Origin of the sequence: Acinetobacter sp. (assembly GCF_050285345.1) — a bacterium.
In the GTDB taxonomy this organism is placed as follows: domain Bacteria; phylum Pseudomonadota; class Gammaproteobacteria; order Pseudomonadales; family Moraxellaceae; genus Acinetobacter.
Window position 1 is genome coordinate 37,695 of sequence record NZ_JBLZXR010000145.1, and the last position, 19,788, is coordinate 57,482.

A 19,788-nucleotide genomic window follows, 5' to 3' on the forward strand; every position below is an offset into this window, starting at 1 on the left:
CCAAATACGAAAAGTGAAGGAAATGAAATAATGCCACAACAAAGTGCTATTTTACATTTTGGACAGCAAGGTTTAAAAGATTTTGTTCAATATAGTAATGCGCCGATGGATCGCCAACCTGCGGGGATGAATTTTTTATCACTGGATTGGAGACCGCCCAAACTGGGACAGGTTAAAATTGTGACTGAACAAAGCAACTTTGAGATTGATAATGTTATTAGTGTAATGGGGACGCAAGTTGCGCGATTGGGCAATGATGGTGTTTTAATTATGGATGTGACCGCTAGTTTACATGCTAATGAATATACGACGAGTGAAGATGCATATAACGCTTATGTCAAACTGATGAAGCAAATGAATGAGAAAAACTGGAAACAGTACTATTTACCTTTTACTGAACGTATAGATAAACAAGATAATCTAAAATATATGAGTAAGCATATGGGGAAGGTTATTGATCCAAGCCATATTTTAAGTTTTAAAGAATGGCAAGAAATGTTGAATATGACCAATGATCACATGTTTTTTGATTTATATAATAGTAATATTAATTTAGGAATATCTCTTTCTAGAACTCATAAAGACGATGAAAAAGAACAATATGTTGTTAGATATGGTTTTGAGCACTTTAGATATAGTGGTTTCAATGCTATTTCTAACTCAGATGAAATGACAGCAGAACAGTTAAAACAAGCCTTTTTAGATGAAAGGAGAGACAATGAAAAAGATCGTAAATTTAAGGAACAAAAAATTAAACTGGAAGGCTATCATATTGATGACAGCTATGTAGACCCTGATGTTTGGCAATATATGAAATAGGATATTTGGTGGGCTTTGTTTCAGAAAGTTGTTTGTTAGGTTTCATTTAGCAATATAATTATGAGATGAATAATCCCATACCTAACCTCCACCATGTAGAGGATAGTCTAATCAAGTATAATTTATTTAATGTAATGAAGAGTTTGCCTGAAGCTGAAAGTATCGAATGGAATGTGGTAGGGTATCCCCCCCTAAAAATGATTAATCATTCTGTTTAATAATGGTAGGCTAAAAATGCTTTCAAGTAGATTATTTATTTACCATCATAAAAAAACTCACGTCAATACTTTAAATAGGGAGATATTTTCCCTGATTTTGAAAGTGATTGGGGTGATGTGTACTGGCAGTTTTATGCCCTTCGGGGCTTGATAATATTGGATCTCTAAAAAAAGAAGTATTAATTAAAAGAATATTTTATGAGCACAGCACAAGTTTATTTAAATGATGAGGAAATAGAAGAACTCATTCGTGATATTCCATTTGATACTTCCATTTTGTATGGAGAGGAAAATAAAGAGTTTGGGGTTTGTCCTTATATCACCTTTTATCTTTTCCATTCGGCCGATAAAGTAGAAGAAATTATAAATAAAATAATTGATATTTATGAATGGTTTGAAAAAGATATTATAAATAAACCATTTAAATTACGTTATAGAGATGATATAGAGGTTTGGAAAAAGGCAATTTCATGGATTAGAAGTCGTGAAGAAATATCAGCTGAAATGGCAAAAATTTATAAAAAATATTTCATTTACTATTTAGGTGCAACATCTGCACAATCTCAAGATCAAAGTCCACGTTGGGCTTTAAGTGCAAAGATTAGAGACTCTAGTGAGCGCTATTCTAGTCTAAAATTAACTTTTGGTGATCAATGGTATAGATCCAATAAAGATATTTGGTACTCATTTGTTCAAAAATGTCTAGAAATACTTAACCCGATTCAAGCTTATAGTGGTTATGAAATAGGAAACACTGGACAATTTGCATTTATATCTCCAGAGTTTGAAACAGTTGAACGGACTTTCACAGATTATTTTTACGGACTCGATATTGATCATCCTGGAATGGAGTTCTCTCATGAAAATATATTTATTGCAGAAGATAGGGATGGTTTAGGTGGCGGTATTCGTACGCCTACATGGTGCTTTTTACTTTCACCTTATTGGTTGGAAAAACTTGATTTAAACGAACAACAAATTCGCGAAAAACTGAATGATTCACGAATTGAAATTACTAAAATTATAGAGCCAGAAAATTCAACGAAATACAGTTTATGGATTCAGTTGGGTGAACTTTCACTTTACCCTGTTGAAGAAGGTGTTCCTGATTTATTGGTGATGGCAAATGAACTAATTAAACCGATACGTTGTGATAACTTAAAACTGACCACTTTGGATGCGTGGTCAGATGATCCAAATCCACGTTTTGATGCCGTAAGTTCAAAGCAATGGATTGCACGATTTGATGAAGACAGCACTTGGCCTGAATTAAAACGAGTGGAAGTTGAAGTTCAAGAACAAGAAAGAATAGATATTGTTATTGCCGGTAGCCCATGTCCTCACGCAGGTTATTGGTATACTTTTGCTAAAGAAAACTCACGTCAATATTTCAAACAAGGTGATATATTCCCTGATTTTGAAAGTGATTGGGGTGATGTGTACTGGCAGTTTGATGGTGAAGAATAAATGGATGTCCTTAGACGCTTGTTCATTTAAGCATGCCACAGAAATTCCAATCCAAAGGTCTAAAAAACAGAAGAAAAGCTATAGTGGCAAGAAAAAGAAATACACCTTTAAAGTACAAGCCATCATTCATTATAAAACTCAGAGAATTCTGAGTTTATGCGCTGATCGAGGTTCAGTACATGATTTTGAGCTCTTTAAACGCAACTTTAATCAGATTCCTATAGGGGGCTTTTATCCTCGCAGATAAGGGTTATCAGAGAATTTATGTTGTATATGTGAATAGTCTGTTGCTATCAAAAGCTAAACGTCACTGTAAGTTAGATCCTGAACTTAAAATTTATAACCAAGAGATCAACAAAAGAAGAATTGGGATTGAGCACATATTTGGTTGCCTTAAAACCTTTAAAATTTTGGCTGAGCGTTATCGAAATAGAGATAAAAGACTGGGATTACGATTCAATTTAATTGCTGGGGTTTACAATATGGAGTTGGATAAAAAATGATTTATGCAAGAGGTCTAATATATTTTTAAATTCACATAATATTTATTTCTTTACAAATAAAAACATTTTGATAGAATTTAAATTAAGTATAAGTAATGTAAGTAATTTCTAAAAATAAACTGGATATTTTAGAGATTTTTAGCAGAGGGTGTAGTGAAAATAATTAAATTTTTAGTCGTAGGTGCTGTGTTGTTAATTACTGGGTGTAGCTCGAAAGTTGTGACCTATGATGCAACTGGTCAGGTGATTGGATCATGTAAAGCAACACGTGGTTTACTTTCGACTGCCAGTGCCCATTGTGGTGGCTCAGGCAATGCGATTGGTGTGAATTACAATACAGTGGATGCCAAGACTGGACTATTACCAGTACCACCAAGTCAAAATCAGATTAATTTAGCACCGTAAATAATAGAGGGGAAATATTGTGAAATTATCAGCACTTATTGCATTAGTAGCAACGGTTGTACTGACGGGTTGTGCATCGACGGTTACTACATTTGACTCACATGGTCGTATGATCGGTTCATGTAAGGCGGAAAGAGGTTTTATTATTGGGGGGGGCGCAGGTTGTTCAGGGTCTGCAAACCAAGAAGGCCGTGGACGTTAATTTTTTCGTGATGATAGCAATAAAAAACCGAGCTAAATAGCTCGGTTTTTTGATCCAATATTATTGGAAATAATAAGAAATCTTATTTTTCAACGAATGCACGTTCGATCACGTAGTCACCGAGCACACCCATTTTAGGTGATTCTTTAAGACCGTGTTGATCAAGTAGTGCAGCAACGTCGTCAAGGAAAGCAGGGCTACCACAAAGCATTGCACGGTCAGTTTCTGGGTTGAAACGTGGTAAACCAATTTTTTCAAATAATTGACCAGACTCAATTGCAGTGGTGACACGACCTTGAGTGTGGAATTCTTCACGCGTTACCGTTGGGTAGTAAACTAATTTTTCTTTCGCACCTAATTCACCAAAGAATTCGTGGTTTGGAACTTCGTCAAGAATTAAATCTTGGTAAGCCAATTCTGAAATAAAACGTGTACCGTGAACCACGATAATTTTTTCAAAACGTTCGTAAGTTTCAGGGTCACGAATGACTGAAAGGAACGGAGCAAGCCCTGTACCAGAAGAAAGTAGGTATAAGTTTTTACCCGGATTTAAGTCATCCAGAACTAAAGTTCCTGTTGGTTTTTTAGAAACTAAAATTTCGTCGCCCACTTTTACTTTTTGTAAAATCGACGTTAAAGGCCCATCTGGAACTTTAATAGAGAAAAACTCTAACTCTTCTTCATAGTTTGCGCTAGCAATAGAATAAGCGCGCATTAAAGGCTTACCATTTAATTCAAGACCGATCATCACAAACTGACCGTTTTTAAAACGTAACGCCGTGTCGCGAGTCGTTTTAAAAGAGAATAAAGTATCATTCCAATGGTGGACGTGAGTAATCTTTTCGACGTTAAAAGCAGCCATTAAAGGTCTCAATAAATTATCAAATTAGGACAGCGTACTATTCTAATCTAAATTCATTCTCGATAAACTGAATATATTTAATTGAACTTATCAGAAAAAGTGATTATGACTGAGCTTAAAATACCAATAATTGGGTATATGAAATCTCCCTACCGAGAAAAATTTGGTATTCCGCGTCAGCCAAATTTAGTTCAGGTCGAATCTTATATTGAAATGCTTGAACCCTATAATGACTTAATGGCATTTGAGGGGATTGAGGAATTTAGTCATCTTTGGCTGATTTGGCAGTTTCATGACAATAAAAATGCGGAGTCCACAAAATTCCGTCCGCAAGTACGTCCACCACGTTTGGGTGGGAATAAGAAAATAGGCGTATTTGCCACACGCAGTATGTATCGACCTTCGCCAATGGGTTTGTCTGTGGTACAACTCAAAGAAGTAAAGAAGATCGGAAAATCAGTACGAATATACGTGACAGGCAGTGACTTGTTGGATGGCACGCCTATTTTAGATATTAAACCTTATATTCAATATTCAGATGCCGTGATGGATGCGCAAAGTGGTTATGCTCAGGATGAACCTGTACGTAAACAAGTGATTTGGTCAGAAGCAGCTGAACTGCAAAAAGATCAGTTGATCGCTATGGGTTCTTTAGAGATACAGACAGTTTTCGAGTTACAAGAGGTGTTATCTTTAGATCCACGACCTGCATATCAACATGATGCGGGGCGAGTATATGGCATGTTGTTTGCTGGATTGAATGTGAAGTTTAGGATGATTGGTTTTGATGTAGAAGTGCTTGAAATTCAGTGTGAACACAAGGAGCTTTAAAAACTCCTTGTTCAATTCAACTTATAAATTATTTATTGGATTCAAAATTTTGCTGAATTGCATTCATCGCGACATCGTTATATAGGCTACAAGAATTCTCGACTAACTTTTTAAATTCCAGAATTTGAGTTTTTTCTGTAGCGTTCGTTGCAGCATTGGCTAAAGCATCAACAGATTTAATTAACGCTTGGAGATCATATTCAACACCCTTTTGATAAAGATAGGCGTCATATAAACGATTTTTATATTGTGCCACGCCATATTCACTTTCATCCTCATCAGTTATCGTGTATGCAATGGTATCTTTCATGATGTATTTTTTAGCATTGATATCTGTACTGAGATCATTCCACCGGTCTGCTAATATTTCTTGATCAGTATTATCTGTATCATTAAAGAGATCTAAATACTGCTCAGTATTAGTCACTTTGTTTAATTGTAAACAGGTAGCTCCTGCTGGAAATTTAACTTTCGATATAGCAGTTAGATATTTCACAGCACCACTGGATATATAATTATTTGCATCATTAAGATTGTTTTTTAGTATCCAATGGTTATAAGGATCAACTTTCGCAGCCATATTTTCACCTTCAAGCTTGAACGGCTTCATTGTGTTTGCAAACCTTAAACCTGTTGAATTGATTGATGAATAAGGATTAACAGTCCATACATTATTATTGATGGTGATATTGCCATTCAGATAACCATAGGTATTGTGCAATGGACCTTGATCGTATAATCCATTTGTAGTCACACTAAAGGAATCATCCATATTTCCTAAGACATAGAATTTTCCATTATCTATTGTCGCTTTTTCACTTTCATAGGAAAGCACATCACTTTGGCTATCCAGTTCAAAAGTAGACCACTGTTGAAAAGTCGAATTAGGTATAGATGGACTTTCATTTAAGTTGTTATTTGAGGATGAACTACCGCCACCACCACAGGCAGTTAAAGTTAATAAGGTCATAGTACTCAGTGCAAGTAATTTTAATTTCATATGTTGTCTTCTTAGGTCATCGTTGTTATAAAAGTTTTTGAAAAGCAATTAATTATAAGATAAATGTTGTGAAGTAGTAGTAATTTTCAATACAAACCGACGAGTGAATTTTAGGCAAGAACATAAAACGGTGATGGCAATAAGTTCCTCATACTGAATATTTGTTATAGTGAACGGATGTTTGGGGACATATAACAATGACTTTTAATTTTGAAATCGATACATCTTGGTGTTTAGACCAATTACAAAAAAACGGACGCATTACTGAAAGAGACAAAATGCTGATCCAAACCACGCACCGTCAGCGTGAACAGTTGAAATGGCATCCTTTACAATGGATCTCAAATTTTAATTTGGTTGATCAAAGTCATCCTCAATCGACCCTGACCTTAAATCGACTTTGCCAGTGGTTAGCAGAAAAATCAGGTTTACCGTTTTATATTATTGACCCGCTTAAAGCAGATGTTGCAGCGCTTACCAGTGTCATGTCACAAGAGTTTGCGGTACGAAATGGTATTCTTGCTGTAGAGTTACAAAATGAACATGTACTGATTGCGACTGACCAACCGTATAAAAATGAATGGGTTGCCAACTTAGAACGTACGGTTTTACCACGTAAAATTCAACGCGTCTTACTCAGTCCAGATCAATTACAGCGCTATTTGGTTGAATATTACCAAGTCAGCCGTGCGGTGAGTAATTCACAAAAATCTTCAAATTATGATCGGGAAAATAAAGGTGTCGAAGCCTTATTGCAATTAGGCGATACCCAAAACCCTGATGCCAATGATCAGCATATTGTGAAGTTGGTGGACTGGGTGCTGCAATTTGCCTTTGAGCAGGGGGCAAGTGATATTCATCTCGAGCCGCGAAAAGATACCGGGAAAGTCCGTTTCCGTATTGATGGGGTACTACATACTATTTACAACATGCCAGCCAATACCTTAACTGCCGTAGTATCGCGGATTAAAATTTTAGGTCGGATGAACGTTGCGGAAAAACGTAAGCCCCAAGATGGCCGTTTAAAAACCCGTACACCGAAAGGGCAGGAAACCGAACTCCGTCTTTCGACTTTACCGACGGCTTTTGGTGAAAAGTTGGTGATGCGTATCTTTGACCCCGAAGTTTTAGTCCGTAGCTTTCAACAATTGGGTTTTGATGGACGCTTACTCGACGATTGGAAAACCTTAACGGGACATAGTCACGGCATTATTTTGGTGACTGGCCCAACCGGTTCAGGGAAAACCACCACTTTATATTCGTCGCTGAAACAACTGGCAACCGAAGAAGTCAACGTCTGTACCATTGAAGACCCGATTGAAATGTTAGAGCCTAGCTTTAACCAAATGCAGGTTAATACAGGCATTGAGCTAGGTTTTGCCGATGGTGTGCGTGCTTTAATGCGTCAAGACCCCGATATTATTATGGTTGGGGAGATTCGTGACCATGATACTGCCAATATGGCGATTCAAGCAGCGCTTACCGGCCACTTGGTTTTATCGACCCTGCATACCAATGATGCGCCATCGAGTTTGACCCGTTTACACGATTTGGGCATTCAACCTTTTTTAACAGCAGCAACCATTTTAGGGGTATTGGCACAGCGTTTGGTGCGTCAGCTTTGCCCACATTGTAAACGTGAAACGTTTATCAATGAGCAAGAGTGGAAACATCTGACCTTTGATTATGCGATTGAAATGCCGAATTTTGTTTATGAAGCTGTTGGCTGTGATGAATGCCGTCAAACCGGATATAAAGGCCGTGTGGGGATTTATGAGTTTATGCCACTCAGCCTCGAGACCAAACAGTTGATTGGGGCAAATGCAACGCTGAATCAATTGCGTCAGCAGGCCCGTAAAGAACAGATTGAGCCTTTACGTATTGCAGGGGCACGTAAAGTGTTGGCAGGAACAACCACTTTGGAAGAAGTCTTAAGAGTTGTACCGCTAAATTAAGATTATTTTCAATCTCGAGTTTCTTAAGATTCGCCTCATTTTACTTTGTTTCAATAGTGATATCGAAATAAACACAGTCAATGAGGTTGAAGATGAACATGTTAAGAAATGTGGTGTTGAGTTTGGGTTTAGTTGGTGTTGCAGGCATTGCTGTAGCGCATGCCGATACCGCAGTGAATCAAGCAGCGGTTGCTGTAAAAACCACAACGGTGAAACAAGCCTTAAACCTAAAAGATAATACAAAAGTTCAGTTGAAAGGTTATGTGGTGAAATCGATCGGTGATGAAAAATATCAATTCCGTGATGCCACCGGTAGCATCACGGTAGATATTGATGATGAACTTTGGCACGGAAAAGCGATTTCTGCAAAAACACCTGTGACCTTAATGGGTGAAGTTGATGTGGATTATAAGCCGACCAAACGTGTTGAAATTGATGTCGATCTGGTTAGGTTTTAAAGTGTTGGAAATTGAAAAGTTAATCTAAATTTAGAAAAACCACATCTCAGGATGTGGTTTTTTGATTCAATATTTTTTCGCTACACTAAAGACAATAGACAAGTCAAAACATAGGACGGTTTATGCGAATATTACTTGCCGAAGATGATGCATCCCAAGCTGAAAGTATAAAAACTTGGTTGGAAATGGATGGGTATAGCGTGGATTGGGTCGAGCGTGGTGACCATGCAATTTTGGCTTTGGAACAGCATCATTATGACTGTGTCTTATTAGATCGTGGTTTGCCTCAAGTTACAGGTGATGAAATTTTAAAGCAACTCATCAAAATCTATCCGCAGGCGCCAGTACTTTTTTTGACGGCACGCGATAGTATTGCCGATCGTGTCGAAGGTTTGGATTTAGGCGCACATGATTATTTGATCAAACCCTTTAGCTTGGAAGAGCTTTCTGCACGCGTACGGGCGCAACTGAGGACACAGCATCAGCAGGTCAATAATTGCCTCAGTTTTGGTGACTTACGTTTGGATATACAAGCCAAAACTTTACATAAGAATGCCATCCGTATCGAGTTAACCTCTCGGGAATATCAAATCCTGCATAAAATGATGCTGAACCCTGAACATATTATGACGCGCAGCCAACTGGAGGAGTCGTTATATGCATGGGGCGATGAAGTCGAAAGTAATGCCATAGAGGTGTTTATTTACCAACTGCGGAAAAAAATTGGTAGCGAATATATTAAAACCATCCGTGGGTTGGGTTATCGAATGAATCTACCTGAGTAAGGTTAAAACGATGCAGACTCAAAAGAGCATTTCACTGCAAAGCCAACTGATCAAAACCTCACTGCTAAGTGCGGTCTGGGCAGGTGTGATTTCGCTATTTTTAATGTTGGGTTTTAGTCTGTATTACATGATGGATGTGCATGATGAGCTGATGGATCAAGTTGCAGATATGCTGCTATCGACAGATCTCACGCAAAAAACCGCAGAACAAGTGGATGAGCTGAGTGACGAGTTTGAGATCCATTATCAGCTTACACGTGGCGCTCAAGTGCTGACCGAATCGGAAAATCAGCATCAGCATTTTCCACAAATGACATTTGAACATGGTCATCATTTTATCTGGGAAGATGGGCAGCTTTGGCGTAGTTATCAGCAGCAAGATGATCAACTCAGTGTGCAAATTTTGCAGCCGATAAAAGTACGTTTTAAAGAAAGTTTACAAAGTGTGGTGGGTTACTCGGCCATTTTACTGGTGGTTTGGTTGATTCAATGGCTCCTGCTACATATTTTAATTAAGCGCCGACTACAGAGTTTACAGCTATTTTCCAGCCAAATTGCGCAAAAAAGTGTCGATGATTTGGCGCCGATTGCTTTAGCCAGCCCTGCACTGAAAGAATTGGAACCGATCCAAACGCAGCTCAATCATTTACTACAGCGTTTGGATGCTGCATTGCAAGCAGAACAGCGTTTCACTTCGGATGCGTCACATGAGTTACGTTCGCCGCTATCGGCCATTCAAATGCGTTTACAGGTGCTACAACGTAAATATCCAGAGATACAACCTGATTTAAATGCGATTCAGCAAGATGTTAGCCGAGGAACGCGGGTTTTAGAGAACTTACTGATGCTTGCTCGATTAGATCCGACTCAAACGGATCAGCTTCAGAAAAAACAAGCAGATTTAGAACAAATAACTTTGCAAGCATTAGAAGCCTTAGCGCCATTCTCAGAGCAGAAGCAGATCGAATTTTCCATTCAAACCCAGTCAATCACGATGTCGATGAATACTGAACTGATGTTTAGTGCTTTGCGTAATTTAATCGATAATGCGATTCGTTATAGTCCTGAACAGGGAGCTGTGAAAATTCAGATGCATACATTGGCGCATCAGATTGTTTGGATGATTGAAAATTCGGGTGGGGGTATTAGTCAAGAGCAATTAAACCGCATTGGTGAACGATTTTATCGGGTACTGGGAACCAAAACTTCCGGTTCGGGTTTAGGGATTTCCATTGCGCAAAAGATTATTCAATTGCATCACGGTGACTTAGATATTCAAGCCTCAGCCTTGGGTGGTTTAAAGCTGAATTTGACCTTTCCATATAATAAATTAGAAATTGAAAACCTAAATGTATGATTGAAAAAACTAAAAAGCAGTACGCATGCGCATACTGCTGCTGTCCACGATTTTTGTTATTGCGCTGATTATTATTATCAGGAAATTATTTGGTCAAAATTAGGCGGTTATTACGGGTTAAACGTAAGCGATATTCTTCACCAGCATGCATAATGCGAATTTCACGACCTAATGCAAAAAGGTTGTTTGAATGTAGCATTGGTAGTGAGTGGTGTGTTTCGTTGTTGCGAGTAAAAAAGCTAAAAGGTGCGTTCATTCCATCGACTCCGTGGTGTATTTTTGAATGATTGAAATGATAATCATTATCAAATACATCTGTCAACGATATTTTTATTAATTTATAAAAAAGCTAAATTTGCTTACACTTAGGCATTAAATGGAATAGAGCAAGAGCAATGTCTAAACCTCAACTTGATGTGGCGATCGCCATTTTATTGCATCAAGACAAAGTGTTAGTCGGGTGGCGTAAGGCCAAACAGCATCAGGGCAATAAGCATGAATTTCCGGGCGGGAAAGTAGAGGAGGGTGAGACACCTGAGCAAGCCTGCCGTCGTGAAATTTTTGAAGAAGTCGGGATTGGGCTACATGAGTGGAACAAGTTTGATTTTATCCAGCATGAATATGAAGATGTGATTGTTAGATTGCATCTATTCCATGCGGTTGTACCGACCGCATTGCTGAATGAAATTCAACAGCCTTGGGCCTGGTATACACGGAGCCAATTGCTGGAATTGAATTTTCCTCAAGCCAATCGAAGCATGATTCAGCGATTATATTGGGCTGAACAGATTAAAATTGGTAAAACACTGCCGATGCTTGAAAATTTCAATCCTGAATTATTGTATTACTGGCGCGTAGAGGCAACGGATGAAAATGCTCAAGCGCTCAATCAGCTGCCGACTGTTCTTTTACAACAAATGATCATTAACGTAGAGCTATGGCGTAAATTGACTCCTGAAGTTCAACGACATATTTCCGCCATTCATTTAAAGCAAAATCAACTCATGCAGTGCCAAGCAGAAGATTTAACCCTTGGTTGTCGCTATCTTGCCGCGTGTCATGACGTGGTCTCTGCACAACATGCCCAAAAAATTGGCTGTGACGCGATATTACTTAGTCCTGTATTGCCTACAGACACACACCCGAATGATGTCACTTTAGGTTGGGAAAAATTTGAACAGATTGCACAATCACTCGATATTCCAGTGTTTGCCTTAGGCGGCATGCAAAAAAAGTTATTCGCTATTGCAAAACAACATGGTGCATACGGAATCGCAGGTATTCGTCATATTTAACTTTCTATTCTAGTGTTACTTACTAAAAGGTAGTATGCATAAAAAAGCCTCAGTTGAATTTTCATTGCTGAGGATTTTTTTATTACGAGATTAGAGTGATTTCAGTGCTTGTTGTGCTTTATTGATGGTGCTGGTTTTTTTTTGCATTTGACCTGCTTTTAGCACGACATTCCAAAGTTGGGTTTTCATCGGCTTGGTTTGCGCATAGCTTAAGCCACGTAGGGCAAGTGACTCTGCATTTGCAGGTTGGTTTTTGCGATTGGCAATCATGGCTAAATATAAAAATGTTTCAGCCGACTGTGGCGCTAAACGCTGTGCTTGTGTTGCAGCAGCTTCAGCCTCATTCCATTTGCCATTGGCATACGCTGTTTGGGTGGTTTGCATCAGCTTTTTAAAGGCAGGCAAGTTACGGCCATCCTCAAACTTTTGGATTTGAGGCTTTTGTTCTGGAATGACAATCCGCTGACGTTTAATTTCAGGACGATCATAAGGGTGAATGATCACACCAGAGGGAGCATGAATGTCAGATTTTTTTTCATTTTGAACCTGAGGTTTTGTTTCAGGCTCAGTCTGAATGATATTTTGACAACCCGCCAAGCTCAGCAGTGCTAAACTTGGAAGGCAAAACCATTTTAAGGTCATTGAAAAATACAGTTTAATTTGAATACTCTCCACTTGAGATGATTCGTTGCTGATCATGACTACCTTGATCATTTTCCAAATCACTTTCACGAATGTAGTCGCCTAAACTATCATTTTGTTCACTGTTTGGCTGCGTTTCTTCAGTATCAACTGTGTAAGGTTCTACTTCATATTGTGTAGAGCCACAAGCCGTTGCCTGATTTGGAATCGAATTACGATTCAGTGGAATGTACATGGCACCAGTACAATGTTCTGCCGACAAATTACCTGAATAACGGTCAAGCCAGTGCCATTGCACGTTATCAGGTTGACGTAAATTCACCGGTTTTTGACGCAACTGTTTCATCACATTGGTCCAAACTGGGAGTGCGCCCGATGAACCGGTTAAACCTGTAACTTTGTTATCGTCCAGACCTAGCCACACCACACTTAAATAATTACCCGAATAGCCTGCAAACCAAGAGTCACGTGTATCGTTGGTGGTACCAGATTTACCAGCCAACTTCAGTGAAGCAGGTAATGAGGCATAAGCCGAGCGACCTGTACCTGAGCTCATTACCTGTTGCAAACCATAGTTTAAAATAAAGGCTGCATCAGGAGAAATCGTCGGTTGTACGGTTAAGCTATAGCGGTCAAGTAGACGACCATTTGAATCCACAACTGAACGAATCGCTTTGGTTGGATATTTAAAACCACCTGTTGCAAAGTTACCGTAAATACTCATTACTTCCATCGGTGACATATCAATAGCACCGAGGTAGATTGACGGATAATTTGGAATGTTTGAGGTTACACCAAACTTTTTCAGGTGATTAATAAAGGTCGACATACCCAACTCTTGACCTAAACGGACTGCCGATAAGTTATAAGAGTTGGAGAGCGCATCAACCATTGGCACCACACCATGTGCACCACCACTATAGTTTTTCGGTGTCCATGCTTTGCCATCACTTTGAATGCTAATTGGGCTATCTTGAATTTGACTTGCCCAGTTATAACGGTTGGATTCAATCGCACTGAGGTAAATGACCGGTTTCAATAACGAACCGACTTGACGTTTGGCATCCATGGTCCGGTTAAAACCAGTGAAGTCTTGTGTCGACCCCACAGCGGCAACCAATTCACCATTTTCAGGATGGGAAACCAATACTGCGCCTTGTAATTCTTTTAAACGCGCAGGATTCGCTTTACTTAAACGTTCAACAGAATCTTTAAATGCACTTTGTACATGGGTTTGTGCGATTGGATCTAGGGTTGTGAAAATACGTAAACCCTGATTGGTCAAATCACTTTCTTGATATTCAGTACGTAATTGACGGCGCACAATATCCATAAAGTCTGGGAAACGTGATGGACCTAAAGTCGGTTTGGAAATTACATTTAATGGACGTGCAGACTCAGTTTCATATTGTTCTTGGGTTAAATAGCCCATGACCACCATGTTGTTGAGGACGATATCACGACGTTTTTTTGCCAGTTCTGGATTTTTCCAAGGGTTATACAGGGTAGGGCCTTGGACTAAACCGACTAAATAAGCCTGCTGAGCAATATTTAATTCACGCAGCGGTAAACCAAAATAGAATTGTGAGGCTAAACCATAGCCATTAATAGAATAGTTACCGTTTTGGCCTAAGTTCACTTCATTTAAATAAGTTTCCAGAATTTCATCTTTGTCATAATGCAATTCAATCAGCATCGCCATTAATGCTTCATTGGCTTTACGCTTAATGGTTTTTTCAGGGGATAAATAGAAGTTTTTAACCAACTGCTGAGTTAGGGTTGAACCACCTTGTCGTTTACCACCAGTGATGTTGCTGACAATAGCACGTGCAGTACCACGGAAAGAAATGCCATGATGTTGATAGAAGTTGCGGTCTTCGGTTGCAATTAAAGCTTGAATAAGTGGCTTAGGCACTTTATCCAGTTTAATCAGCACACGGTCTTCATTGTGCTGCGGGTAAATCCCACCAATTAGCATTGGCTCTAAACGGGCAATCCCACTGCTTGAGGGTTTAGTTGCACTGACTTCGGTAATTTGATCTTGATCAAAAGTTACTTTAAGCACTTGTTCTGGGTCGACACTGTCACCAAAATCGAAGCCACGTGTATGTACATAAGTGACATTACCTGAAGTGACATAGCTTCCGGTTTTTGCATAACTATTTTGTGACTTATAACCCAAGAGTTTCAATTCTTCGTTGAAATCTGCTTGGCTGACGGGTGCATTCGAATAAATTTCTAAAGGACGCGCAAATACTTTGGCTGGAATATCCCAACGCTGACCTTCAAATTTATCCCGTACAATATTATCAAGACGAATGAGATAAATGCTGAACACTATAAATCCACCGATAATCAGCAGTGAGAAAATAAGTGCAATTAAGCCTATGCCACGTTCAGACTTCATAAATAATGATCAGACCCTGAGAAATTTTGCTAATCATGCGAAGCTTTTCAGCATTTTGCAATAATTAATCTGTTATATGTATGCAAAATGTCGATATGAACATGACTAAAGTAGACACTTTAAAGTTTTTTTAAATCATTTCTGTTAGTGATATGATATGGCCGAGGCGAAGCGGAGCAATGGCGCAGGTGCAAATTTCACATAAATCATTTCGAAACATTGGGTTGATTGGTCGTCCAGATAAATCATCCGTGATCGAAACCCTATGTTTGATCCATGATCATATCTTGAGTTTAGGATTACATCCTGTATTTGATACGCAAACAGCGCAATTGGTTCCTTATAACAATACTCAAACCGTGAGCCGTGCACTGCTTGGTGAAGTCGTCGATTTAGTTATTGTTGTCGGTGGTGATGGTTCTTTACTGCATGCTGCGCGCGCGTTGGTAAAGCATAATACGCCTGTGATTGGTGTAAACCGTGGCCGCTTGGGTTTTTTAACCGATATCAAACCGACTGAAGTGATTTTTAAGCTAGACCAAGTGCTGAAAGGTGAATTTCAGCTCGATCGCCGTTTCTTATTGGAAATGGAAATTCGCTCCAAAGGCGAGTCGATTTATGATGCCGTGGCTTTAAACGATATTGTGCTGCATTCCGGTAAGTCTGTGCATATGATCGACTTTGAACTGAATATTGATGGGCAATATGTTTATCGTCAGCACAGTGATGGTTTGATCGTTTCAACCCCAACCGGTTCAACTGCCTACGCACTTTCTGGTGGTGGACCAATTGTACATCCGAGTATGGATGCGATTGCCTTGGTGCCGATGCATCCTCATACTTTGTCATCACGCCCAATTGTGGTCGGTGGTCAAAGCGAAATCAAAATACTCATTCGTGAAAACCGTGTATTACCAATGGTTAGTGCCGACGGCCAACACAGTGTATCATTGGGTGTAGGCGATAGTTTACATATCCGTAAACATCCATTTAAGCTCAACTTATTACATCCACCCGGTTATGACTTCTATATGGCGTGTCGTACCAAACTCGGTTGGAACCAAGATTTTGACTCATTAAAGCAGGATTAATTATGAATATTGAACAGATGCTTGCCGTACTCGATCCTGAAATAGTTGGTCGACTTAAAACGGCAATTGAAATTGGTAAATGGCCCAATGGCGTTGCACTGACTCAAGAACAACGTCAGATTTGTATGCAAGCAGTGTACGCGTGGGAAATTAAACATTTGCCTGAAGAAGAGCGTAGTGGTTATATTGACCGTGGAACGAAAGAAGAAGACGAACATTGCGACTCACATGTTGAAGAGCCAGAGTTCAAGCCAATTCGTTTTGTCTAATCGAATTCACTTCAAAAAGCCATATGGTTAGAGCAATCATATGGCTTTTTTAAATCTCAAAAATAAGTAAAAAATCTTTCAATGCAATCAATAAAACTAAAATAGATCTCTTGAAAAAGTCAAAAAATGTTCAGAATTAGAGATTAAATTAGTCATGAACAGTTCCTTCTCTTGCGCCATATATGGCTCAGGGATGAGGAGCATGCTCCGCAAGAGGATGAGGGGGGAGTTTTCATCTAAATCCTCTCCCTCTTGTGCGTAACTACGCTCATCCTTTAAAAGGAGAGGGAACATCCATTATGAACTGAAAAATTAGATTAGAACCGATCTGCCCAAAGTGCTTTAGCTTTGAGCATAGCCTCTTCATAGCTTGGACAAACACCCATGCTATATAGTGCAATGCCCATAGTTTCTATGACCGCAATTTCACCATATTCATGCGCTTGTTGACCGTCCCACACGGCTTTAAATATGGCTAAATCTAATTCTTCTTCAACGGGGCTACGATTATCGGTCAGTTTTGGTAATTCATGTTCATACATTTCACCGTCTTTGATTCCGCAAATTAATGTTTTAGCATCGGGATTGCGTTCAAACTCACCGCCTTCACCTTTAATCACCGCACTATTTTGATAACCCAATTGAAACGCAGCGCGTTGATGTGATGTGCGATAAGCCGGATGAAAGATCGCTTGCAGTGTGGCTTTAGCGTTAAAGGGATTAATTAAACGTGCCAAGGTATGAATCGGTGAACGCAACCCCATGACATTACGCAGTGAAATCAAATCACTCAAAATAGGAGAGATCACTTCTAATGGAAGATAAGCAAAATTTCGCTGTTTTAATTGCTGTTCCACATCATGATCATTTTGGCAAATAGGAAAACCCAAATACTCTAATACTTGTTCTGTATAAAGCCTGTTGATGGTGTGGCCAGAAGCGCCATGCATTACGATTTTATAACCATGTTTGGCTAGGGTTAAGGCCGCAAGTAAAAACCATGGATAGTGTTTACGCTTCCCTGCATAGGATGACCAATCCAAATCAACTTCAAGCGGTTTAAAGTTTAATTGATCGCGCGTGGCTTGAACAAATCCGGTCAATTCATCCACAGATTCTTCTTTTACCCGCAATAACATCAAGAAAGCGCCCAATTGCACATCTAAAACCTCATCTTTTAAGATCATACTAAAAGCTTGATAGGCTTCGTCATAGGTCAGTGAGCGGGCACCACTTTTGCCTTTGCCGACAATACGGACAAATTGGGCAAAGGGATGTTCAAAATCTTTATAAATATTTCGTTTATTGTTCATTCGGACGCTTGGCATAAAATCTAGGACTTAAGGATAGTTTACTTCTATAGTCGGTATTTTTCAGCCTGAAGTTAAGACTAAAAAATGCTGTATTTAGACTATAGTCTAATAAGTTGTGTTTGTTTTGTGACCTAAATTAACATTTACAGCGCAACAAGCCTAAAAAAAACAGGTAAAATTTAACCTACTTTAGTATGTGTTTCATCTCCTGATCAATGAACTGATTTTTATATCAGGTCCTGATGTGGCTATTTCTCAGCCACTTTGCACATTTTTGTATTTTTCGTATTTGTTTATATCAAATACTTTGGTGCTCTTTTGCCGATGGCAAAAGGGTTTTGGGCTGTTTATTTTTTGAAAATAGGCAAAAACTGAATATTTCTTGAAAGCAGAAATATATCGTGAAGTAATATTATGGCTAAAAAACCAATTTATAAGTCACTGTACTTTCAAGTGATCGTTGCCATTATTGCAGGTGTCTTGGTTGGTCATTACTCGCCAAGTGGTACTCAAATTATTAACGGTACCGAGCAATACGTGAAAGGCTGGGGTGAATTGTTCTATCCATTAGGACAAGGTTTCATCAAGCTGATCAAAATGATTATTGCACCTGTGATTTTCTGTACTGTCGTAAGTGGTATTGCGGGTATGGAAAGCATGAAATCTGTGGGTAAAACAGGTGGTGTGGCATTACTGTATTTTGAAATTGTATCGACTATTGCACTCATTATTGGTCTAGCAGTCATTAATATTGCTAAACCAGGCGTAGGCATGAACGTAGATCCAGCATCTTTAGATACTTCAGGTATTTCTAAATATGTTGAATCTGGTGCAGCCCAATCCACTCAGGAATTCTTTATGAATATTATTCCTGACACCGTGGTTGGTGCTTTTGCGCAGGGTGAAATTCTTCAAGTTCTATTGTTTGCTTTATTATTCGGTTTTGCACTGCATAAACTGGGCGATGCCGGTAAACCTGTACTGAAATTCGTAGATCAAATTGCACAAGTATTCTTTAATATTGTAAATATGATCATGAAGCTTGCACCAATCGGGGCATTCGGTGCAATGGCATATACTATTGGTAAATATGGTATTGGTAGTTTGGCGCAATTAGGTCAGTTAATTCTCTGCTTCTATGTGACTTGTCTACTGTTTGTTTTCCTTGTACTGGGCACAATTGCACGTATTTGTGGCTTTAGTATCCTGAAAATGATTCGCATGATTCGTGAAGAATTATTGATTGTATTAGGGACTTCATCTTCTGAATCTGTCTTACCGCGTATGCTTAAAAAATTGGAGCTTGCTGGGGCAGAAAAATCAGTTGTGGGCTTGGTTATTCCTACAGGTTACTCATTTAACCTCGATGGTACGTCAATCTACTTAACCATGGCGGCTATCTTTATTGCACAAGCAACCAATACGCAGCTTGACCTTTCACACCAAATTACCCTGTTATTGGTACTTTTAATTTCATCGAAAGGTGCAGCGGGTGTAACGGGTTCTGGCTTTATTGTTATGGCGGCAACGCTTTCTGCTGTGGGACATATTCCTGTAGCGGGTCTGGCATTGATTCTAGGTATTGACCGTTTCATGTCTGAAGCGCGTGCTTTAACGAACCTTGTTGGTAACTCATTGGCAACAATTGTTGTTGCGAAATGGGTCGGTCAATTGGACAAAGAAAAATTGGATTTTGCTTTGGCGAACCCAGAAGAAATTGACCGATTAATGCAAGAAGAAGGCAATACGCATCATGCTTAATGCATCTCGTTAGTATTCTAAGAGGAAGCTTCGGCCACTGCTGTCCCATAGTTTAATTTAAATAAAAAAATCTGAGCCCAAATCGTTAAAATATAAGTGCGAACCAACACTTTAACGAGAAGGACTCAGGCTTTGTCACATCAAAATA

General features: G+C 39.1%; 21 protein-coding genes. 15 read left to right on the plus strand and 6 right to left on the minus strand.

Annotation, left to right across the window (positions count from 1 at the left end):
• Nucleotides 1–30 precede the first annotated feature (30 nt).
• The 6 genes from ACN6OV_RS12540 (at nucleotide 31) to ACN6OV_RS12565 (ending at nucleotide 3,614) form a co-directional block, all read left to right on the plus strand.
• The gene (locus tag ACN6OV_RS12540; RefSeq protein ID WP_427953424.1) at nucleotides 31–819 is read left to right on the plus strand and encodes a hypothetical protein; all 789 of its coding nucleotides are present in this window, start codon (nucleotides 31–33) and stop codon (nucleotides 817–819) included.
• A gap of 416 nt (nucleotides 820–1,235) precedes the next feature.
• On the plus strand, nucleotides 1,236–2,504 hold the full coding sequence (locus tag ACN6OV_RS12545) for a type VI immunity family protein (protein WP_427953426.1): 1,269 nt from the start codon (nucleotides 1,236–1,238) through the stop codon (nucleotides 2,502–2,504).
• 4 nt (nucleotides 2,505–2,508) lie between these two features.
• Nucleotides 2,509–2,751, plus strand: a complete 243-nt coding sequence (locus ACN6OV_RS12550) for a transposase family protein (RefSeq protein ID WP_218952797.1) — start codon at nucleotides 2,509–2,511, stop codon at nucleotides 2,749–2,751.
• 28 nt (nucleotides 2,752–2,779) lie between these two features.
• Entirely contained in the window at nucleotides 2,780–3,007 is a 228-nt protein-coding gene (locus ACN6OV_RS12555) for a transposase (RefSeq protein WP_257245643.1), read from the plus strand.
• Nucleotides 3,008–3,160: 153 nt separating this feature from the next.
• Nucleotides 3,161–3,412 (plus strand): hypothetical protein, encoded by a 252-nt coding sequence (locus ACN6OV_RS12560; RefSeq protein ID WP_180010878.1) that lies wholly within the window; start codon nucleotides 3,161–3,163, stop codon nucleotides 3,410–3,412.
• Between the two features lie 19 nt (nucleotides 3,413–3,431).
• The gene (locus ACN6OV_RS12565) at nucleotides 3,432–3,614 is read left to right on the plus strand and encodes a hypothetical protein (RefSeq protein ID WP_180005252.1); all 183 of its coding nucleotides are present in this window, start codon (nucleotides 3,432–3,434) and stop codon (nucleotides 3,612–3,614) included.
• Between the two features lie 82 nt (nucleotides 3,615–3,696).
• On the opposite strand, the gene ACN6OV_RS12570 is transcribed toward ACN6OV_RS12565, so the two are convergent.
• Nucleotides 3,697–4,476 (minus strand): ferredoxin--NADP reductase, encoded by a 780-nt coding sequence (locus tag ACN6OV_RS12570; RefSeq protein ID WP_427953430.1) that lies wholly within the window; start codon nucleotides 4,474–4,476, stop codon nucleotides 3,697–3,699.
• 105 nt (nucleotides 4,477–4,581) lie between these two features.
• Between ACN6OV_RS12570 and tsaA the strand changes: the two genes are divergently transcribed.
• Nucleotides 4,582–5,307 carry a tRNA (N6-threonylcarbamoyladenosine(37)-N6)-methyltransferase TrmO gene (gene tsaA / locus ACN6OV_RS12575; RefSeq protein WP_427953432.1) on the plus strand — a complete coding sequence of 242 codons (726 nt, stop codon included), beginning with the start codon at nucleotides 4,582–4,584 and terminating at the stop codon, nucleotides 5,305–5,307.
• A 28-nt stretch (nucleotides 5,308–5,335) separates the two neighbouring features.
• Here the strand turns inward: tsaA and ACN6OV_RS12580 are convergent, their stop codons facing one another.
• On the minus strand, nucleotides 5,336–6,307 hold the full coding sequence (locus tag ACN6OV_RS12580) for a hypothetical protein (RefSeq protein ID WP_427953434.1): 972 nt from the start codon (nucleotides 6,305–6,307) through the stop codon (nucleotides 5,336–5,338).
• 197 nt (nucleotides 6,308–6,504) lie between these two features.
• Here ACN6OV_RS12580 and ACN6OV_RS12585 point away from each other — a divergent pair, with 197 nt between their 5' ends.
• The 4 genes from ACN6OV_RS12585 to ACN6OV_RS12600 all read left to right on the plus strand — a co-directional run bounded on the left by ACN6OV_RS12585 (nucleotide 6,505) and on the right by ACN6OV_RS12600 (nucleotide 10,862).
• Nucleotides 6,505–8,262, plus strand: coding sequence for a GspE/PulE family protein (locus ACN6OV_RS12585; protein ID WP_427953436.1), 1,758 nt, complete (start codon nucleotides 6,505–6,507; stop codon nucleotides 8,260–8,262).
• A gap of 92 nt (nucleotides 8,263–8,354) precedes the next feature.
• Nucleotides 8,355–8,720, plus strand: a complete 366-nt coding sequence (locus ACN6OV_RS12590; protein ID WP_427953438.1) for a NirD/YgiW/YdeI family stress tolerance protein — start codon at nucleotides 8,355–8,357, stop codon at nucleotides 8,718–8,720.
• 122 nt (nucleotides 8,721–8,842) lie between these two features.
• A complete protein-coding gene (locus ACN6OV_RS12595) occupies nucleotides 8,843–9,505 on the plus strand; it encodes a response regulator transcription factor (RefSeq protein ID WP_427953440.1) in 663 nt (220 codons plus the stop codon).
• Between the two features lie 10 nt (nucleotides 9,506–9,515).
• Entirely contained in the window at nucleotides 9,516–10,862 is a 1,347-nt protein-coding gene (locus ACN6OV_RS12600) for a sensor histidine kinase (RefSeq protein WP_427953442.1), read from the plus strand.
• An 85-nt stretch (nucleotides 10,863–10,947) separates the two neighbouring features.
• Here ACN6OV_RS12600 and hemP read toward each other — a convergent pair whose 3' ends face one another.
• Nucleotides 10,948–11,118, minus strand: a complete 171-nt coding sequence (gene hemP, locus ACN6OV_RS12605; RefSeq protein WP_427953444.1) for a hemin uptake protein HemP — start codon at nucleotides 11,116–11,118, stop codon at nucleotides 10,948–10,950.
• Between the two features lie 139 nt (nucleotides 11,119–11,257).
• Here hemP and ACN6OV_RS12610 point away from each other — a divergent pair, with 139 nt between their 5' ends.
• Nucleotides 11,258–12,157 (plus strand): NUDIX domain-containing protein, encoded by a 900-nt coding sequence (locus ACN6OV_RS12610; RefSeq protein WP_427953446.1) that lies wholly within the window; start codon nucleotides 11,258–11,260, stop codon nucleotides 12,155–12,157.
• Nucleotides 12,158–12,247: 90 nt separating this feature from the next.
• Here ACN6OV_RS12610 and ACN6OV_RS12615 read toward each other — a convergent pair whose 3' ends face one another.
• Together ACN6OV_RS12615 and mrcB are read right to left on the minus strand one after the other, a co-directional pair.
• On the minus strand, nucleotides 12,248–12,799 hold the full coding sequence (locus tag ACN6OV_RS12615) for a tetratricopeptide repeat protein (RefSeq protein WP_427953455.1): 552 nt from the start codon (nucleotides 12,797–12,799) through the stop codon (nucleotides 12,248–12,250).
• Between the two features lie 13 nt (nucleotides 12,800–12,812).
• Nucleotides 12,813–15,206 carry a penicillin-binding protein 1B gene (mrcB, locus tag ACN6OV_RS12620; RefSeq protein WP_427953448.1) on the minus strand — a complete coding sequence of 798 codons (2,394 nt, stop codon included), beginning with the start codon at nucleotides 15,204–15,206 and terminating at the stop codon, nucleotides 12,813–12,815.
• A gap of 152 nt (nucleotides 15,207–15,358) precedes the next feature.
• Here mrcB and ACN6OV_RS12625 point away from each other — a divergent pair, with 152 nt between their 5' ends.
• Complete coding sequence (locus ACN6OV_RS12625; RefSeq protein ID WP_086178071.1) at nucleotides 15,359–16,297, plus strand: NAD(+) kinase; 939 nt, start codon at nucleotides 15,359–15,361, stop codon at nucleotides 16,295–16,297.
• Between the two features lie 2 nt (nucleotides 16,298–16,299).
• The gene (locus ACN6OV_RS12630) at nucleotides 16,300–16,566 is read left to right on the plus strand and encodes a YeaC family protein (RefSeq protein ID WP_086178070.1); all 267 of its coding nucleotides are present in this window, start codon (nucleotides 16,300–16,302) and stop codon (nucleotides 16,564–16,566) included.
• A gap of 317 nt (nucleotides 16,567–16,883) precedes the next feature.
• Here ACN6OV_RS12630 and ACN6OV_RS12635 read toward each other — a convergent pair whose 3' ends face one another.
• Nucleotides 16,884–17,879 carry a glycosyl transferase family protein gene (locus ACN6OV_RS12635; RefSeq protein ID WP_427953451.1) on the minus strand — a complete coding sequence of 332 codons (996 nt, stop codon included), beginning with the start codon at nucleotides 17,877–17,879 and terminating at the stop codon, nucleotides 16,884–16,886.
• A 414-nt stretch (nucleotides 17,880–18,293) separates the two neighbouring features.
• On the opposite strand from ACN6OV_RS12635, the gene ACN6OV_RS12640 reads away from it, so the two are divergent.
• Nucleotides 18,294–19,640, plus strand: coding sequence for a dicarboxylate/amino acid:cation symporter (locus ACN6OV_RS12640; RefSeq protein WP_427953453.1), 1,347 nt, complete (start codon nucleotides 18,294–18,296; stop codon nucleotides 19,638–19,640).
• Nucleotides 19,641–19,788: the final 148 nt, after the last annotated feature.

What these genes read in the sequence shown, in the direction of transcription:
- ACN6OV_RS12625 (WP_086178071.1), top strand. Translation starts at nt 15,359, where the DNA reads ATGATATGGCCGAGGCGAAGCGGAGCAATGGCGCAGGTGCAAATTTCA.
- ACN6OV_RS12570 (WP_427953430.1), bottom strand. Translation starts at nt 4,476, where the DNA reads ATGGCTGCTTTTAACGTCGAAAAGATTACTCACGTCCACCATTGGAAT.
- ACN6OV_RS12615 (WP_427953455.1), bottom strand. Translation starts at nt 12,799, where the DNA reads ATGACCTTAAAATGGTTTTGCCTTCCAAGTTTAGCACTGCTGAGCTTG.
- ACN6OV_RS12545 (WP_427953426.1), top strand. Translation starts at nt 1,236, where the DNA reads ATGAGCACAGCACAAGTTTATTTAAATGATGAGGAAATAGAAGAACTC.
- mrcB (WP_427953448.1), bottom strand. Translation starts at nt 15,206, where the DNA reads ATGAAGTCTGAACGTGGCATAGGCTTAATTGCACTTATTTTCTCACTG.
- ACN6OV_RS12550 (WP_218952797.1), top strand. Translation starts at nt 2,509, where the DNA reads ATGTCCTTAGACGCTTGTTCATTTAAGCATGCCACAGAAATTCCAATC.
- ACN6OV_RS12540 (WP_427953424.1), top strand. Translation starts at nt 31, where the DNA reads ATGCCACAACAAAGTGCTATTTTACATTTTGGACAGCAAGGTTTAAAA.
- ACN6OV_RS12590 (WP_427953438.1), top strand. Translation starts at nt 8,355, where the DNA reads ATGAACATGTTAAGAAATGTGGTGTTGAGTTTGGGTTTAGTTGGTGTT.
- tsaA (WP_427953432.1), top strand. Translation starts at nt 4,582, where the DNA reads ATGACTGAGCTTAAAATACCAATAATTGGGTATATGAAATCTCCCTAC.
- ACN6OV_RS12600 (WP_427953442.1), top strand. Translation starts at nt 9,516, where the DNA reads ATGCAGACTCAAAAGAGCATTTCACTGCAAAGCCAACTGATCAAAACC.
- ACN6OV_RS12585 (WP_427953436.1), top strand. Translation starts at nt 6,505, where the DNA reads ATGACTTTTAATTTTGAAATCGATACATCTTGGTGTTTAGACCAATTA.
- ACN6OV_RS12640 (WP_427953453.1), top strand. Translation starts at nt 18,294, where the DNA reads ATGGCTAAAAAACCAATTTATAAGTCACTGTACTTTCAAGTGATCGTT.
- ACN6OV_RS12635 (WP_427953451.1), bottom strand. Translation starts at nt 17,879, where the DNA reads ATGAACAATAAACGAAATATTTATAAAGATTTTGAACATCCCTTTGCC.
- ACN6OV_RS12595 (WP_427953440.1), top strand. Translation starts at nt 8,843, where the DNA reads ATGCGAATATTACTTGCCGAAGATGATGCATCCCAAGCTGAAAGTATA.
- ACN6OV_RS12610 (WP_427953446.1), top strand. Translation starts at nt 11,258, where the DNA reads ATGTCTAAACCTCAACTTGATGTGGCGATCGCCATTTTATTGCATCAA.
- ACN6OV_RS12580 (WP_427953434.1), bottom strand. Translation starts at nt 6,307, where the DNA reads ATGAAATTAAAATTACTTGCACTGAGTACTATGACCTTATTAACTTTA.
- hemP (WP_427953444.1), bottom strand. Translation starts at nt 11,118, where the DNA reads ATGAACGCACCTTTTAGCTTTTTTACTCGCAACAACGAAACACACCAC.
- ACN6OV_RS12630 (WP_086178070.1), top strand. Translation starts at nt 16,300, where the DNA reads ATGAATATTGAACAGATGCTTGCCGTACTCGATCCTGAAATAGTTGGT.